Here is a 15,210-nt window from a genome sequence, read left to right on the forward strand (position 1 = left end):
TTCAGGCCAGCGGCTGGAGCCGGCCTTCCAACGCATCGCGGATCAGCCGGCGCGTTTCGGCGATGCCGTAGAGTGCGACGAAGGAGCCGAAGCGAGGCCCCCGCTCCTGCCCGATCAGGATCTGGTAGAGCGCCGAGAACCATTCCAGCGACACGCCGGGGCCGCCGTCCGGCCCCTTCTTCTTGGCGTCCTGGTAGCGCGGCAGCGGCCGGGCCACGTCGAGCACTGCGTCCTGAATCGCGCCGGCATCGGCATCCAGTGCAAGGCTGGCGAGTTTCTCGTCCAAAGCTTCCAACGCCCCGCGTTCCACGTCATCCGGCGCGCGGAACCGCTTGGCCGGACGCACGAAATCCTCGAAATAGCGCAAGGCGTAGCTCACCAGCCGATCGAGCTCGGGATCGCTCTCGGCGGTGACGCCCGGCGCATAGCGCGAGATGAAGCCCCAGAGGGTCTTGGCGTCGGAGGCGTTGGAGGCCGAAACGAGGTTGAGCAGCAGCGCGAAGGGCACGGCGATGCCCTTTACCGGCGGCTCGCCATTGTGGATGTGGAACACCGGATTCTGCAGGCGGGACTTGGCGTCTTGCCGGTCGAAGGCGCTGGCGAAGGCGTAGTAATCCTCCACCGCCTTGGGGATCACGTCGAAATGCAGACGCTTGGCGGCGCGCGGCTTGTTGAACATGTAAAGGCCGAGGCTTTCCGGCGAGGCGTAGGTCAGCCAGTCCTCGATCGACAGGCCGTTGCCCTTCGACTTGGAAATCTTCGCCCCTTCCGCGTCGAGGAAGAGTTCGTAGACGAAATGCTCCGGCGCCTCGCCGCCCAAGATCTCGCAGATCCGGTCGTAGACCCCGGCATTGGTCTGATGGTCTTTGCCGAACATCTCGAAATCGACGTCGAGCGCGGCCCAGCGCATGCCGAAATCGGGCTTCCACTGCAGCTTCACCGCCCCACCGGTGACCGGCAGCGTCGTCTCCGTTCCGTCCTCGTCGAGGAAGGTGACGGTGCCGGCCTTGGCGTCGACATGCTTCATCGGCACGTAGAGGACCCGGCCGGTCTTGGGCGAGATCGGCAAGAAGGGGCTGTAGGTCGCTTGGCGCTCCGTCCCCAGCGTCGGCAGCATGACGCCCATGATGTCGTCATAGCGCTCGGCCGCGCGCAAGAGCACCGTGTCGAAGCGGCCCGAGCGATAATAGTCGGTCGCGCTGGCGAACTCGTATTCGAAGCCGAACGTGTCGAGGAAGCGGCAGAGCATGGCGTTGTTGTGCTCGGCGAAGCTCGCATACTGGCCACCGAACGGATTGGGCACATTCGTCAACGGCTTCTGGAGATAGGGCTCGAGCGCGGCGCGATCGGGCACGTTCTCGGGAATCTTGCGCATCCCGTCCATGTCGTCGGAAAAGCAGATCAGCCGCGTCGGCACCTGGTCCTGCGTCAGGATGCGGAAGGCGTTGCGCACCATGGTGGTGCGCGCCACTTCCCCAAACGTGCCGATATGGGGCAGGCCCGAAGGGCCGTATCCCGTTTCGAACAGAGCCTCGCCCTTGCCGGTCCGCTCCAGCCGCTTGACGATCTTGCGCGCTTCCTCGAAGGGCCAGGCATTGGAGGTCAACGCCTCCGGGTGGATCGTGGCATCGTCATAAACGGAAGGCCGCGGCGCGTCGGACATTCGTTCGGTTTCCTTCATGCAAGGGGTGTCGCGCGCCCGGCGCGCGTCGCTTTAGGCCGGTCTATGGGTCGCGCGCGGCCCTTCGTCAACAAACTCGGGCGGTCAGAAGGCGCTGATCGGGAAGTAGCGCAGGAGAAGCTCCGACAGGCGCTTGTCGCGCACGATGCGCCCGATCGCGTAGTCGAAGGCCGCTGCCAGCTGCGGATCGTCCTCGCGCACGGCGATCCCCAGCCCTTCCCCCAGGAACCGATCGGAGAGATAGGGGCCGCCGGCGAACTCGCAGCATTCCCCCGCCGCTTCGCTCGCCTGCCAGAAGGACAGGGCGACGCCGTCCCCGAACAGAGCTCGAACACGGTTGGAGCGCAGCGCCGCTTGCGCATCGGCGGGCGAATCGAAAGCGACGGCGCGCGCCTGCGGGAAGAAGGAGCGGAGCATCGCCTCGTGTGCGCTGCCGGCCACGACGCCGATGTCGGCGCCCGCCAGCCCCGTGCGCAGCGATTGCGAAAGGTCCGTCCCCCGCGCGACGAGAAAGCGGGCGGGGAAGCGCAGGAAGGGCTGCGTGAAGGCGAAGCGCGCGCGGTTCTCGGCCGCGATCGCCAGCCCGGCGACGACGGCGTCTCCCTCCCCGCTCTCCAAGGCGGAGGCGAGCTCGGCGAAGGGCCGCGCCTCGATCTGGCAGATCGCGGTGACGTTCAGCTCCTCGCAGATCGCGCGGGCGAGATCGACATGGAAACCCGTCAGCCGGCCGCGCTGGTCGAGAAAGTTGAACGGGGGATAATCGACCGCCGTGAGGAAGCGAATCCGTGTGCGGGCGGAAAGGTCGGGCTCGGCCAGACGCTGCGCCTGATCGCGGAAATTCGGTGTCTCGACGGCCTGCTGGGCGCTGGCCGGCTCGGCCAGAAGCAGCAGAGCAACCGACAGGTTGCGTAGGCGCGACAAGACGCCGAAGTTTCGCGCGCCGGTTGGTTTCATCCTGCGCGTCATTTCGCAACCATGAAGCGTTGTCCTTCGAGAGGTGACGCGTGTCGGCTGTAACATCCGCCGGGTTGGATGAGAATGAAGCCGCAGCACAGGGATGGCCTTTGTATGGCGCGGCGGCCGGCTTCGGCAAGCCGGCGGGGCTGATCGTCGAACAAGCATCGGACGCGGCGCGGGCCGCCGTCGAGCAGCGCCTGCTTGACGCCTTTCTGCGCCATGCCGGTCTCGACCTCGCTCGTTTCCGCCTGATCCAGGCATCGGCGCGCCACAACGGATCGAGCCTCGACGAAGAGCTTGTGTCCCAACGCGTCCTGACGGAGGAGGAACTGGCGAGCGCGTTCAGCCGAACGCTCGGCCTGCCCTACGAGGCGATCGAGCCCGGCATCACGATCCTGCGCAACGCGCGCGGGGAGTGGCAGTGCGGCCCGAGGCACCTGAAGGGCTGCGGCACCGGGTTCGAGGTGCTCTTCCATTTCAACCCGATGCTCGGCCGACTGGCGGAACTGGCGGAGGCGATCGAAGCGCTCGGCCCCCTTCGGGCGGCGCTGCGCATCGCCACGCGAAGCGACATCGCCCGCGCGCGGGCCGCCTTCACCGCGCAGGAGCGCTCGGATCGCGCGAGACTCAGCTTAGCCGCCGACCATCATCGCCTGTCCGCGCGCGAGGTGATGACGCCGCCCCAGGCCGCGGTGCTGACGCTCACCGTCGTGCTGATTTTCTTCGCCTGGGCCAAGCTGGCCTGGTTCTGGACGGGTGTTCACGCGCTTTGCAGCGTCTGCGCCATGGGGCTCACCAGCTTTCGCCTGGCCGTCCTGTCCGAAACCCCGCCCTTGGCGGAGACGGAGGCGCGGGCCGCCGCCCAAGCGCAGGCGCGGGTGACGGACGAGGGCCTGCCGGTCTATTCCGTGCTGGTCGCGCTCCACCGCGAAGCGGCGATGGCGCCCTCCATCGTGGCGGCCATGGCCGCACTCGACTGGCCCCGCTCCAAGCTCGAAGTCTTCTTCGTCTGCGAGGCGTCCGACCCCGAGACCGTCCATGCCGTGGAACGCGCAATCGGCGGCGAGCCGAACTTCTTCGTCATCGCCACGCCGCGCACCGATCCGCTGACCAAGCCCAAGGCGCTGAACTTCACCCTGCCGCTCGCGCGCGGCGAGTTCCTCGTTCTCTACGACGCGGAGGACCGCCCCGCCCCCAATCAGCTTCGGGCCGCTTTTTCCGCCTTTCGTGAGGGCTCGCCCGACCTCGCCTGCCTTCAAGCGCCGCTGGCCGTCCGCAATGCCGACGACGGCTGGTTCGAAGCCATGTTCGCGATCGAATACGACGTCTTGTTCCGGGCCACCCTACCCTGGCTCGCGGCGTGCGATCTGCCGATCCCACTGGGCGGCACGTCCAACCATTTCCGGCGCGACGTGCTGATGAGTGTCGGGGGTTGGGACAGCCACAATGTCGCGGAAGATGCCGACCTCGGCATTCGTCTCGCCCGCCTGGGATACCGGACCGGCGTCATCGCGGCTCCCACCTCGGAAACCGCGACGGGATGCTGGCGCGACTGGCGTAACCAGCGCACGCGCTGGATCAAGGGATGGATGCAGACCTGGCTCGTCCACATGCGCGACCCCATCCGGCTCCTGCGCGAGCTCGGCTGGCGCAACGTCCTGGCCTTTCAGATCGTCTTCGGCGGGATGGTGGCGTCCAGCCTTCTGCATGTCGTCTTCGGGCTGTCGCTGCTCAGCGCAGGTCTGGCCTCGCTCGCGGGCGACGACGATCCGCTCATAGGCCTCGGCGTGCTGGCGTTTCTGGATGTCGCCAATCTGGCGCTGGCCTATGCCAGCTTCATCGCCCTCGCGCGCCGGGTCACGCCAGTAGGGCGACGTCGCCATCTCACCCGGCTCTGGTCGCTCTGGGCCTACTGGTTCCTGGTCAGCGTCGCCGGCGTGCGGGCCGCGCTCCAGCTGATGCGCGCCCCGCATCGCTGGGAGAAGACCCCGCATGGCCCGAAGGCGATGCGGGTTTCGGCGCAGCCCGGCGCGCGTGTCGTTCAGTCGCCGTCGACGACCTCGGCGTGAGGCCGGTCGTCGCCGCGCGAGACCTCCTCGTGCCAGCCGCCTTCTCGGTCCTGATAGACGATGCCTTCGGTTTCGCCGGCCAGTTCCTGTCGGGCCGAGGCGTCGCGCGCGGCGGCGAGCGCGTCGTCATGCGAGCGAAAGGTCTCGGAAAAAACGTCGCCGACCTTGTAGGCCCAGCCGCCATCGTGTTCAACGACCTCGTAGCGGATGTTCGACATAGGGCTTGCTCCTCATTCTGCGTCTTCGCGACATAGGCATTGGGACGCTGTTCGCTTCGCGCAAAGCTAAATCACCAGTGCCGGAAGGCCAGCCCGTGCCGCTTGAATGAACGTTCAAGAATGCGCATCTCCAGACTGTGCCCTCAATCCGCGGTCTCTTGCCTGCGGATTTCGACAACGGGCTCCGCGTCAAGATCGCACGCGATCATTTTTAAGGGCATAAAACTCGCCATTCCATGGTAAGTTAAGCGAAGAGGCGCGTAGTCGCGCTTCTTCCAGATCCAATTCAGGCCTTTGCAGGAGGTTTTGGCCCGCAGCCGTGGGAACCTTCCTCCATGCCGCCCAGGGATCCACAACCTTCGGTAGGCGCCAGATTGGGTCGTGGCCAATATAATTAGGACTTAGAATCCAGTTTGGCACAGTTAGAACATGTGTTCATTCGGACAAACGCGAGACGAAAGCATCGAACATGAAAGATCGCAGGCAGATCGGCGCCATCGCCTATTCCCATGATGCCGAAGCGGGCCTGCGCATCCTTCTGGTGACGTCGCGCGAGACAGGCCGCTGGGTCATCCCGAAGGGCTGGCCGATGAAGTCCAAGCTGCCGCATCAGGCGGCGGCGCAGGAGGCTTTCGAGGAGGCGGGCGTCGAAGGGTCGATCGCAAAGAAGGCGGCCGGCACCTATCGCTATCCCAAGACGCTGCGCAATGGCGACGTCGTGTCCTGCCGGGTCAAGGTCTATCCGATGGAGGTGAAGAAGCTCGCCTCGAAATGGCCCGAGGCGAGCGAGCGCAAGCGGCGCTGGTTCAGCACCGAGGACGCGGCCGCCGCCGTGGTGGAGCCGGATCTGGCCAAGATTTTCCTCTCGATCGGCCAGATCGTCAGCTAAGGCGGCCGGGCGCGATAACGGGCGAGCCTGTTTCGCGTCCAAAAGGTCACGGGGTCGTCGCTAACCGACCGCGCCGAGAACTCGCTGCGGATGAGTGGCGAGTTCGAAATCAGGGCCTCGCACCACGACGACGAGCGTCAGCCCCGCCACCTCAGCGCTGTCGAGGGCCAGCGCCGTCGGCGCCGAAACAGCCGCGAGCAACTCGCAGCCCATCACCGCGGCCTTTTGCACGAGTTCGACGGACACGCGGCTGGTCATCACCAGGAACCCCTCGCCCGCCGCCACGCCTTCCAAAGCGAGCCAGCCGGCCACCTTGTCGAGCGCGTTGTGGCGGCCGACATCCTCGCGCACCACCTGAATCGTGCCGTCCACCGCAGCGAAAGCCGCCGCATGCACCGCCCTCGTGGCGGCGCCCAGCGTCTGGCGCGCGCCGAGATCGGCCACGGCCTTCACGATGGCCTCGGGCGCGACGCGCAGCCGATCGGCGAGTTCAGGCAATTCGGGCCGCGTTTGCTCCAGGCTCTCGACGCCGCACAATCCGCACCCCACCGGCCCCGTCATCAGCCGCCGACGCGCGACATAGCGGGCCGCAAGGCTCGGCGCCAGCCAGAGCCGGCAGTCGTAGCCGCTGTCCGTTTGCTCGATCTCGAGCGTTTCGATGTCGCCGATGGTGCTCACGATCCGCTCGCTGAGCGCGAGGCCGATGGCGAACTCGCGCAGGTCGGCCGGCGTCGCCATCATCACCGCATGGGTCGAGCCGTTGACCGAGAGGGCGACGGCCGTCTCGGCGGGCACGTTCCGCTCCTGCCTCACGAAATGGCCGTCGCGCCAAGCCAGAAGGGGGGCGGCTCGATAGGTCTCGGCCAAGGCATGTCTCCCGAACAAAGAAGGAAGGACAAAGTGAGCTTTTCTCGATCCGAGTCGAGGGACACCAGGGCAATCCGACCGTGCTGGAGAGCGCCGGGAACAACAGGTCTGGCCCGTCTCCTGCAACACTCCCCTCGGAACCAGCTGCCTGCTCTTCGTCTACACGAAGCACACGCGGATTTGTTATCGACTTTCACGAGAAACTGAACGAAGAACCCGGCACGTCTCCTTCATCAAGGTTTGTCAAACCCGTGAGCGACTTTTTCTCAGCCGAACTGGCCGCCCTGTTCCAGGTTCTGTTCATCGATATCGTTCTGGCGGGCGACAATGCCGTGGTCGTGGGCCTTGCCGCAGCCGGCGTCGATCCGGCGATCCGCCGCAAGGTCATCTTTCTCGGCATTGCCGGCGCGGTGGTCCTGCGCATCCTCTTCGCGCTCGTCGCGGTGCAGCTTCTGGCGATCGTCGGCCTGACGCTGGCCGGCGGCATCCTTCTGCTCTGGGTCTGCTGGAAGATGTTCCGCGAGATCCGCGAGAGCGACAGCGCCGACGAGGAAGCGGCCAGGATCGCGGCGGAAGGCAAGAAGCACAAGACCTTCGGCCAGGCGCTGTTCCAGATCATCATCGCCGACGTGTCCATGTCGCTCGACAACGTGCTGGCGGTGGCCGGCGCGGCGCGCGACCACCTGACGGTTCTAGTGATCGGTCTCCTGATCTCGGTCGTGCTTATGGGCGCGGCCGCCACATTGATCGCCAATCTCCTGCATAAGTACCGCTGGATCGCCTGGGTGGGCCTTGCCGTCATCTTCTTCGTGGCGCTTCGCATGATCTACCACGGGTGGGACGACGTGGCCTGCCATGTCCAGACGCTGTCGAGCTACTGCTCGGGCATCGCCGTTGAAGGAGCCGCCCATTGACCTCAGAATCGACCGAAAACCTGACGCAGCTTGGCCGGGACACGCGCCCGACCGCCAGCCCCGAGGAAGCCGTTCTGGAAACGGTCCCCTTCGCGCGGCGCACCGACCCCGGCGCGGTGGTGCGTTTTACCTGCCCCGAATTTACCTCGCTCTGCCCGGTGACGGGCCAGCCGGACTTCGCCCATATTGTCATCGACTACGTGCCGAATGAGCGACTGGTGGAATCGAAATCGCTTAAGCTGTTTCTGACGAGCTTCCGCAACCACGGCGCCTTTCACGAGGACTGCACTGTGATGATCGCGCAGCGCATCGTGGAGGCGACGCGCCCGCTCTGGCTGCGGATCGGTGGCTATTGGTATCCGCGCGGAGGCATTCCGATCGACGTGTTCTGGCAGACGGGCGCACCCCCTGCCGGCGTGTTCCTCCCCGACCAGGGCGCCCCGACCTATCGCGGGCGCGGCTGATCGAACACAGCGTCCCGGTTGATCGCGACCCCGGCTCGGCCTAATGCCGATGCCAGAAAAGGGGAAAGCCTCATGCAACTGGACCGAATCGAAGACGCCATCGAGGCCATCGCGGCGGGCGAGCTCGTCGTGGTGGTCGACGACACCGACCGGGAGAACGAAGGCGATCTGATCATGGCCGCCGGCAAGGCGACGCCGGAGAAGATGGCCTTCATGATCCGCCACACGAGCGGCATTCTCTGCGTGCCCATGACGGGCGAGCGCGCGGTGCAGTTGAACCTGCCGCCCATGGTCGCCAACAATCTCGACCCGATGCGCACGGCCTTCACCGTTTCGGTGGACTACAAGGTCGGCATGACCACGGGCATCTCGGCCGAGGAGCGCGCCAACACCGCGCGCGCCCTCGTCAACGACAATGCGATGGGCGCCGACTTCATCCGTCCGGGCCACATGTTCCCGCTGATCGGCCGCGAAGGTGGCGTCCTGACGCGCTCCGGCCACACGGAAGCGGGCGTCGATCTAGCCAAGCTGGCGGGCCTCGCCCCGGCCGGTATCCTTGCCGAGATCGTCAACGACGATGGGACGGTGAAGCGCCTTCCCGAACTCTTGGTATTCGCCAAGGAGCATGGCCTGCGGATCATCTCGATCGAGGACCTCATCTCCTATCGCATCCGCCGCGAAAGCTTCGTCAAGAGCGTGCGCGACGAGGACATGACGATCGGCGGACTCAAGGGCCGCGTGAAGATCTACCAGACGCCTTTCGACCCCATTCAGCATGTCGCAGTGGTGTTCGGGAACGTGCGCGGCGCGCGCAACGTGCCGACGCGCATCCACCGCGAGCAGCCGGTGGTCGATCTCTTCGGCCGCGCCTCGGGCGGCAAGCCTTGGGTGGACGCCGCGCTGGCACCGATCCGCAAGGCGGGGAGCGGCATTCTCATGCTGCTTCGCACGGCCAATGTGGACGAGTTCGAGACGGAGGCGCAGGCGCGCATCGAGCCGAATGCGGCGGGTGTCGCCGATGGCGAGAAACACGCCAGCGCCCGCGCCCGCTCGCAGCGCTGGCGCGAGGTGGGCGTCGGCGCGCAGATTCTGCGCGATCTCGGCGTCGATTCGATCGCGGTGATGTCGACCACCGAGCGCGACTATGTCGGTCTCACCGGCTTCGGGATTGAGATCGGCGACACCATCCTGCTGGAAGACTGAGCGCCAGCCGCTCGCGAGCACGGGCTCGCTTATCGCCCGGCTGATGGGTAGCAGCCCTTCGCACCGTTTCACCCTCAGCTCGGATGACCAGTTCTTGGGAGGGTCTGACACGCCCCTTCCCCGCTAAGCCCAAATGTAAAACGCCGTCCGGTCCCTCGACAATCGCTCGAAGGGACCGGACGGCGTTTTGCGTTGAACGGTGGCCATCATTTCAGATGGGCCAGGACAGGCCGACCCGATCCTGCGAAAGGGCTTGAACGCAAAAAGGCCCGGCTTGCGCCGGGCCTCCTCGTTTCGGATCGGCTGAGCCGATTAGAAGTCGCGCTGGAAGCGGAGGAAACCGGCCACCTGGTCGGTGTCGCCGATCGGGCCGCCGAAGTCGACGTTCTTGTAGGACACTTCGCCGAGCGTGGCGAAGTTGTTCGTGATCTGGTATCCGACGTTCGCAACCGCAGCGTAGTAGTCGCCGCGAGAATTGATGAAGGCCGGAGCGCCGTTGACGGCAACCAGGAAGCGCGTGTCGAAGGTCTCGCCGTACTGACCGGAGACCGCGATACCGAGCTTGCCGAAAGCCTGAGCGTAGCCCGCACCAGCGGCCCACTCGAGGAAGATCGGCAGCGAGCCCGGGGTCGGGTTCAGGATGTTCGGGTTGTTCGGCGAGAAGGAGTTGACCGAACCGAGGCCGGAGATCGACGCGTAGACGGTGGGGTCGAAGGCATAGTGACCTTCGATCTTCAGCTGCGAGTCAGCCGCGATCAGGTTCTTGAGCAGCACGCCACCCTTCAGAGCGAAGGCGTCGTTGTTGCCGTTCTGCAGGCGGGTCGGGAAGTTGCCCGACAGCGTAACCGGCGAGAACGACGCGCCGTTGATCTGCTGAGCCGCGAAAGACGAGTAAGCGTTCGCGACGTCTTCAGCGTTGAAGGTCTCGTCGTAGACGGCCGAGAGGTAAGCACCGCCCCAAGCGCCGGAATAGACCAGCTTGGCATGGACGTCCGGAACAGCGTCGCCGGTCGCGTCGTCTTCGAGGCCGATCGTGGCCGAGAAGCCGTTGGCGGCGAACGTGTAATTGATCTGGTTGGTGTTGAAGTCGCCGACCACGAGGTCCGTGTCGGTGAGCAGGCCGTCCTCGAGACCGCCGATGCCCGACGACCACATCGTGTCGCGGTAACCGACCAGCAGGCCGCCGAGCTGGATGTAGGCCTGATCCATCGCGTAGTTCGCGTTGGTGGCGCCCTGGTTGTTGGTGGCCTGGACGCGGGCGAAAGCGCGCAGCGTGCCGAGCTCGGTCTCTTCGCGGGCGTCGAAGTTCAGACGGGCGCGAACCGAGCTGCCGACCTGGTAGTCGTCGCCTTCGAGGTTCACGGCCGGGTCACCGGCGACGTTCACCTGGAAGCGGACGTAACCACCGACGCTGAGGCAGGTCTCGGTGCCGGGGATGTAGTAGAAGCCCTTGCCGTAGACGTCGCAAACGCGGACGTAGTCGACCGGCTCGGGCTCGGCGACGACGACGGCGTCGGCCGCACGAGCGCCGGTGACGGCAACGAGGGCTGCAGCGGAGCCGAGAAGAAGACTCTTGATGTTCATGTCCTGACCTCCAGTCAAGTTATGGATAGGGTTGGGCCTTGTATCGAAGGACAGCCTTCCCTGCCCCATACCCTCAGAAATCCCGGGTCGTCCCCCGCTCTTTCTCGTCTTAGAATATTCACAGTCACGGCATGCGCAATTGCAGAAAGGACACACTGAGGCTGGGGTGACACGTCTTCGCCAGGCTTGTGGCCGGAGAGACACGCATTGCAGGATGGTAATGGGCCGCCAGAAACGGGCGAAACCGCCTTCGAGCCGCCGAACCGGATCGTCGGCGCCTCCTCTCAACAGCCTGTTTTCGATGCCGTTTCGCCCGATTCCGATCGCGCGCGATGGCCGTCATCAGGCGATGCAAAGGCAGCTCGCCTCCTCTCCGCGCCATCGAGACGGGCCGGGCCGAAGCGCCCCGCCATCTCCGCCCGAACGTCAGTCCGAGGTCAGTTTCGAAGCCGGCGGACCCTCGCGAGGTCGATCGCGGCACTCGAATCAAGCCGGAGCGTCTGCCTAGAGGCCATTCCCCGGGCATCGGTCAGTCCATCACACGGTGACTTTTCCAATCGGGGCGACAGGCTTTAAGACGGAACAAGACACCAAGCCGGCGGGTCGCCCGCGCAACGGTCCCCTCCTTATTAAGAAGAGGCGCATCGCCCATGCCGTTCACTGCCCGCACCCTGACTCTTCCAGCTAGCGTTCCCTTCGTGGGCCCCGAGGCGCTGGAACGGCGGCTGGGGTTTCACTTCCGGGCGCGGCTCGGCGCCAATGAAAGCGTGTTCGGCCCCTCCCCGCGCGTCCTGGAGGCCATGGCCGATGCGGCGCGGGATAGCTGGGCCTATGGCGACCCCGAGCATCACGGGTTGCGGGCGGCACTGGCCGCGCATCACGGTCTGGATCCGAACTGCTTCGTGACGGGCGAAGGAATCGACGGGCTGTTCGGCCTTCTGGCGCAGCTGACGCTCGACCCCGGCGACACGGTGGTCACTTCGCTGGGGGCGTATCCCACCTTCAACTATCATGTGAACGGCCATGGCGGCGTTCTGGACTTCGTGCCCTACTGCGACGATCGGGAGGATGCGCAAGCGCTGGCCGCCCGCATGGCCGAGGTCCGTCCGAAGCTCGCCTATTTCGCCAATCCGGACAATCCGACCGGGAGCTGGCTGAAGGCGGAGGCTGTGGAACGGCTGATGGACGCGGTTCCCCAAGGAACGCTTCTGGTGCTGGACGAAGCCTATAGCGACCTGGCCCCGGCCAGCGCGCTGCCGCCGCTTGAGCCTTTGCGGCCGAACGTCCTACGCTTTCGCACCTTTTCCAAGGCCTATGGCATGGCAGGGGTGCGCGTCGCCTATGCGATCGGCGCGCCGGAGACCGTGGCGCAGTTCGACAAGGTGCGCAATCATTTCGGCCTGTCGCGCATGGCGCAGGCGGGCGCCGTCGCGGCCCTCGAAGATCAGGCCTATCTTGAAGAGACAATCGCAAGGATCGAGCGCGCGCGCGATCGCCTTGTCGCGATCGCCGTCGAGGCGGGGCTGCACCCCCTGCCTTCGGCGACGAATTTCGTCGCGATCGATTGCGGCCAGGACGGCGCCTATGCGCGCCGGGTTCTGGAGGCCATCCTGAGCGAGCGCGTCTTCATCCGCATGCCCGGCGTCGCGCCGCTCGATCGGCTGATCCGCGTGACGGTTGGGCGGGACGAGGAGCTCGATCTCTTCGCCCAGGCGCTGCGGATCGCGCTGGAGAAGGCCTGACTCGGAACCCGGAGCGGCAAAGGCGCGGCGTCAGTTGCGGGCGAGCCATTCGCGGGCGAGCCGCTGGGCCCGGGCGACCTGAACCCGCGTCATGCCGCCGGCGAGGTCCTGCCGGTGGAAGGCGGCGTCTTCCACGCCCATGCGGTCGGCGAGGTTGAAGTACATGTGAGCCGAGACGACCTGCGCGGGGTCGGCCGCCAGACGAAGGCCCATGGCGAAGAGCGTGTCGCCCAGCGGCATTGCCGTGCCGAGCGCGGTGCCGAAATCTGCGTCCTGAAGTTCGAAACGTGCCATGTCCTGGTTTCCTTTTTGCTGGCCTTGTCGGCCGATCATGCAAGCAGAATGGCAGCGGCAACTGAACGGGTCTCTAAAAGACTTGGATAATTCGAACTAAAAGCCGTTGCAGGAAATCGAAAACCTTAACCGACCGCCAAACCCAAGGAATACGAAGCAGCAGTCGGATCACGTTGCGCATCGTCCCTTCGACGGCGAAGCCTTTCATCTTCCGCTTGCATGCCGGCGAAAGGTGCATAGCCTGTCCCAAGGCGCGTCAGACGCCGTGTTTGGGAGGATATGATGAAAAAGACCTTGCCGCTGTTGCTGCTTGCAGCGGGCCTTCTGTTTCCCGCCTTGGCGCAGGCCGACCCGATCGAGGGGCGCTGGAAGATGCCGTCGGGCAACGACGCGACGATCGCCCCCTGCTCGGGCGGCTTTTGCCTGACCTATGTCAACGGCCCGTTTAAGGGCAAGCAGTTCGGCCGCATGACCCCCTCGGGCACGGGAACCTACGAGGGCACCGTCACCGACTATACGCGCAACGGCCGCGAGTTCACAGGCAAGGGCAAGCTTTCCGGCGACACGCTCTCGGTTTCCGGCTGCGTGTTGGGCGGGCTGATCTGCCGCTCGCAGGAACTGAAGCGCGTCTGACGCATCTGGGCTGACCAGCCCAACAGGGCGACCACGGCGGCGGCCCGGCAGTTTTGCGGCCGCCGTCAGGCCCGAATCAGGCAAAATTGCGCATTGAAGGTTTGATGACAGATCCGCGATCAATAGAAGAATATTCGCGTTGATAATGGTGCCTTAGCTTGTGATGCAAAGCTACAACGCGGGAGGATGAGCAGCTGTTGCGAAGCTGACTTCCGCCGAAATGACTCTTCTCTGAAGAAACGTTCATGTTAAACGCCTCCCAGAGGGCCTCGCCGCTGCCGCAGGCTTTCGCCAACGAACCGAACGAGCTCGCTAGAAGCTCGATCCGAATGTTGACTGGAGAAAAGAACATGAACATCAAGAGCCTTCTTCTTGGCTCCGCTGCGGCCCTCGTGGCAGTCACTGGCGCTCGTGCGGCCGACGCCGTCGTCGTCGCCGAGCCCGAGCCGGTCGACTACGTCCGCGTTTGCGACGTCTACGGCAAGGGCTTCTACTACATCCCCGGCACCGAGACCTGCCTCAGCATCAACGGCTATGTCCGCTTCCAGGTGAACGTCGCCGGCGACCCGGCTCGCAACCTCGAAGGCGACGACTATCAGGTCGGCTCGCGCGTCCGCGCCCGTCTGAACTTCGACGCCCGCGAAGAGACCGAGCTCGGCACGCTGCGCGCTTTCGCCCGCGTCCAGGCCACCAACGCCCAGGGCGGCTCCAACGCGAACTACGCGATGGACCAGGCCTACATCCAGCTCGGCGGCCTGCTCATGGGTTACCGCGACTCGCTCTGGACGTCGGGCGTCGGCGGTCTCGAGGACGGCCTGCTCACCGACACGGACCTCGTGGTCGGCGACTTCAACACAAACCAGATCAACTACACCTTCGCCGCCAACGGCTTCTCGGCCACGATCGGCCTCGAAGACGACGCGACGGGCGACGTTGTTCCGGACGTCCATGCCAAGCTGGTCTATTCCGGCGCCTGGGGCGGTGCTTACCTCTCGGCCGTCTACGACGAGACCTTCAACGCTGAAGACGTCGCGGCTTCCTACGCTTCGTTCTCGAACCAGCGCCTGAACGGCATCAGCGTCGCTCCGGTGACGCTCGCCGGCGTGATCCCGACCCGTCTGCAGGACGGCAACAACGACGCCTTCGCTCTGAAGGGCGGCGTGCTGCTCAAGAACCTGATCGCGGCTGACTCGCAGCTGAAGATCGAAGGTCACTATGCCTTCGACCCCACCGTCTACGCGTCGATCGCCGGTCTCGGCACGGTCAACTCGCTGTCGGCCAACAACCCGAACATCGTGAACCCGACCCCGGGCGCTCTGCCGATCTACCTCGAGTGGGCCGCTGGTGCGGGTTACGCTCAGAAGTTCGGCAAGTTCGGCGTCGCGGTTTCCGGTCAGTACGGCGAGACGTTCGACACGCGCTTCATCGCGATCGTGAACAACAGCCCGGCTCTGATCAACCTGCGGGGCGAGTACTGGGCGGCCGTCGCCAACGTCGGCTACCAGATCACGAACAACTTCGCCACGCTCGGCGAAGTGTCCTACAAGAACGTCGACTTCGGCGGCCCGGTGGGCGAGACCGACCAGTTCGCCGGCTTCCTGCGCTTCCAGCGCAACTTCTAATCCAAAGTTCCTGCGGGCTCCGGCCCGCAGGTTCTCTCGTCGGTTCGCCGACACATGACCTGCCCTCCAGCAA

General features: G+C 65.3%; 15 protein-coding genes. 8 read left to right on the top strand and 7 right to left on the bottom strand.

The window, feature by feature from the left end; genetic code table 11:
- Position 1 precedes the first annotated feature (1 nt).
- Positions 2 to 1,663, bottom strand: a complete 1,662-nt coding sequence (locus tag M673_RS14055; protein ID WP_061976623.1) for a lysine--tRNA ligase — start codon at positions 1,661 to 1,663, stop codon at positions 2 to 4.
- Between the two features lie 102 nt (positions 1,664 to 1,765).
- Positions 1,766 to 2,635 carry a transporter substrate-binding domain-containing protein gene (locus M673_RS14060; protein WP_148640075.1) on the bottom strand — a complete coding sequence of 290 codons (870 nt, stop codon included), beginning with the start codon at positions 2,633 to 2,635 and terminating at the stop codon, positions 1,766 to 1,768.
- Positions 2,636 to 2,745: 110 nt separating this feature from the next.
- Here M673_RS14060 and M673_RS14065 point away from each other — a divergent pair, with 110 nt between their 5' ends.
- On the top strand, positions 2,746 to 4,707 hold the full coding sequence (locus M673_RS14065; protein WP_061976625.1) for a glycosyltransferase family 2 protein: 1,962 nt from the start codon (positions 2,746 to 2,748) through the stop codon (positions 4,705 to 4,707).
- On the opposite strand, the gene M673_RS14070 is transcribed toward M673_RS14065, so the two are convergent.
- Entirely contained in the window at positions 4,680 to 4,925 is a 246-nt protein-coding gene (locus M673_RS14070) for a DUF2188 domain-containing protein (protein WP_061976626.1), read from the bottom strand. The two genes, M673_RS14065 and M673_RS14070, sit on opposite strands and share 28 nt — an antisense overlap.
- 469 nt (positions 4,926 to 5,394) lie before the next feature.
- Between M673_RS14070 and M673_RS14075 the strand changes: the two genes are divergently transcribed.
- Positions 5,395 to 5,814, top strand: coding sequence for an NUDIX hydrolase (locus tag M673_RS14075; protein ID WP_061976627.1), 420 nt, complete (start codon positions 5,395 to 5,397; stop codon positions 5,812 to 5,814).
- A 60-nt stretch (positions 5,815 to 5,874) separates the two neighbouring features.
- Here the strand turns inward: M673_RS14075 and fdhD are convergent, their stop codons facing one another.
- Positions 5,875 to 6,681 carry a formate dehydrogenase accessory sulfurtransferase FdhD gene (gene fdhD / locus M673_RS14080; RefSeq protein ID WP_061976628.1) on the bottom strand — a complete coding sequence of 269 codons (807 nt, stop codon included), beginning with the start codon at positions 6,679 to 6,681 and terminating at the stop codon, positions 5,875 to 5,877.
- 251 nt (positions 6,682 to 6,932) lie between these two features.
- Here fdhD and M673_RS14085 point away from each other — a divergent pair, with 251 nt between their 5' ends.
- The 3 genes from M673_RS14085 to ribB all read left to right on the top strand — a co-directional run bounded on the left by M673_RS14085 (position 6,933) and on the right by ribB (position 9,262).
- The gene (locus M673_RS14085) at positions 6,933 to 7,595 is read left to right on the top strand and encodes a TerC family protein (RefSeq protein ID WP_061976629.1); all 663 of its coding nucleotides are present in this window, start codon (positions 6,933 to 6,935) and stop codon (positions 7,593 to 7,595) included.
- A complete protein-coding gene (gene queF / locus M673_RS14090) occupies positions 7,592 to 8,059 on the top strand; it encodes a preQ(1) synthase (RefSeq protein WP_061976630.1) in 468 nt (155 codons plus the stop codon). Before M673_RS14085 ends, queF begins: the two co-directional genes overlap by 4 nt.
- A gap of 72 nt (positions 8,060 to 8,131) precedes the next feature.
- Positions 8,132 to 9,262: a 3,4-dihydroxy-2-butanone-4-phosphate synthase gene (ribB, locus tag M673_RS14095; protein WP_061976631.1), complete on the top strand. Its 1,131-nt coding sequence runs from the start codon at positions 8,132 to 8,134 to the stop codon at positions 9,260 to 9,262.
- A gap of 312 nt (positions 9,263 to 9,574) precedes the next feature.
- On the opposite strand, the gene M673_RS14100 is transcribed toward ribB, so the two are convergent.
- Positions 9,575 to 10,846: a porin gene (locus M673_RS14100; protein ID WP_061976632.1), complete on the bottom strand. Its 1,272-nt coding sequence runs from the start codon at positions 10,844 to 10,846 to the stop codon at positions 9,575 to 9,577.
- Between the two features lie 650 nt (positions 10,847 to 11,496).
- Here M673_RS14100 and M673_RS14105 point away from each other — a divergent pair.
- Positions 11,497 to 12,588, top strand: coding sequence for a pyridoxal phosphate-dependent aminotransferase (locus M673_RS14105; RefSeq protein WP_061976633.1), 1,092 nt, complete (start codon positions 11,497 to 11,499; stop codon positions 12,586 to 12,588).
- Between the two features lie 30 nt (positions 12,589 to 12,618).
- Here the strand turns inward: M673_RS14105 and M673_RS14110 are convergent, their stop codons facing one another.
- A complete protein-coding gene (locus tag M673_RS14110) occupies positions 12,619 to 12,882 on the bottom strand; it encodes a hypothetical protein (RefSeq protein WP_061976634.1) in 264 nt (87 codons plus the stop codon).
- A 282-nt stretch (positions 12,883 to 13,164) separates the two neighbouring features.
- Between M673_RS14110 and M673_RS14115 the strand changes: the two genes are divergently transcribed.
- Complete coding sequence (locus M673_RS14115) at positions 13,165 to 13,515, top strand: DUF2147 domain-containing protein (RefSeq protein ID WP_061977856.1); 351 nt, start codon at positions 13,165 to 13,167, stop codon at positions 13,513 to 13,515.
- 76 nt (positions 13,516 to 13,591) lie between these two features.
- Here M673_RS14115 and M673_RS24275 read toward each other — a convergent pair whose 3' ends face one another.
- Complete coding sequence (locus M673_RS24275; protein ID WP_148640076.1) at positions 13,592 to 13,873, bottom strand: hypothetical protein; 282 nt, start codon at positions 13,871 to 13,873, stop codon at positions 13,592 to 13,594.
- Between M673_RS24275 and M673_RS14120 the strand changes: the two genes are divergently transcribed.
- Complete coding sequence (locus M673_RS14120; RefSeq protein ID WP_061976635.1) at positions 13,866 to 15,137, top strand: porin; 1,272 nt, start codon at positions 13,866 to 13,868, stop codon at positions 15,135 to 15,137. The two genes, M673_RS24275 and M673_RS14120, sit on opposite strands and share 8 nt — an antisense overlap.
- Positions 15,138 to 15,210 lie beyond the last annotated feature (73 nt).

This window comes from Aureimonas sp. AU20, from assembly GCF_001442755.1.
Taxonomy (GTDB): domain Bacteria; phylum Pseudomonadota; class Alphaproteobacteria; order Rhizobiales; family Rhizobiaceae; genus Aureimonas.

What these genes read in the sequence shown, in the direction of transcription:
- M673_RS14055 (WP_061976623.1), bottom strand. Translation starts at nt 1,663, where the DNA reads ATGTCCGACGCGCCGCGGCCTTCCGTTTATGACGATGCCACGATCCAC.
- M673_RS14060 (WP_148640075.1), bottom strand. Translation starts at nt 2,635, where the DNA reads ATGAAACCAACCGGCGCGCGAAACTTCGGCGTCTTGTCGCGCCTACGC.
- M673_RS14070 (WP_061976626.1), bottom strand. Translation starts at nt 4,925, where the DNA reads ATGTCGAACATCCGCTACGAGGTCGTTGAACACGATGGCGGCTGGGCC.
- M673_RS14075 (WP_061976627.1), top strand. Translation starts at nt 5,395, where the DNA reads ATGAAAGATCGCAGGCAGATCGGCGCCATCGCCTATTCCCATGATGCC.
- ribB (WP_061976631.1), top strand. Translation starts at nt 8,132, where the DNA reads ATGCAACTGGACCGAATCGAAGACGCCATCGAGGCCATCGCGGCGGGC.
- M673_RS14100 (WP_061976632.1), bottom strand. Translation starts at nt 10,846, where the DNA reads ATGAACATCAAGAGTCTTCTTCTCGGCTCCGCTGCAGCCCTCGTTGCC.
- M673_RS14105 (WP_061976633.1), top strand. Translation starts at nt 11,497, where the DNA reads ATGCCGTTCACTGCCCGCACCCTGACTCTTCCAGCTAGCGTTCCCTTC.
- M673_RS14110 (WP_061976634.1), bottom strand. Translation starts at nt 12,882, where the DNA reads ATGGCACGTTTCGAACTTCAGGACGCAGATTTCGGCACCGCGCTCGGC.
- M673_RS14115 (WP_061977856.1), top strand. Translation starts at nt 13,165, where the DNA reads ATGAAAAAGACCTTGCCGCTGTTGCTGCTTGCAGCGGGCCTTCTGTTT.
- M673_RS14120 (WP_061976635.1), top strand. Translation starts at nt 13,866, where the DNA reads ATGAACATCAAGAGCCTTCTTCTTGGCTCCGCTGCGGCCCTCGTGGCA.
- M673_RS24275 (WP_148640076.1), bottom strand. Translation starts at nt 13,873, where the DNA reads ATGTTCATGTTCTTTTCTCCAGTCAACATTCGGATCGAGCTTCTAGCG.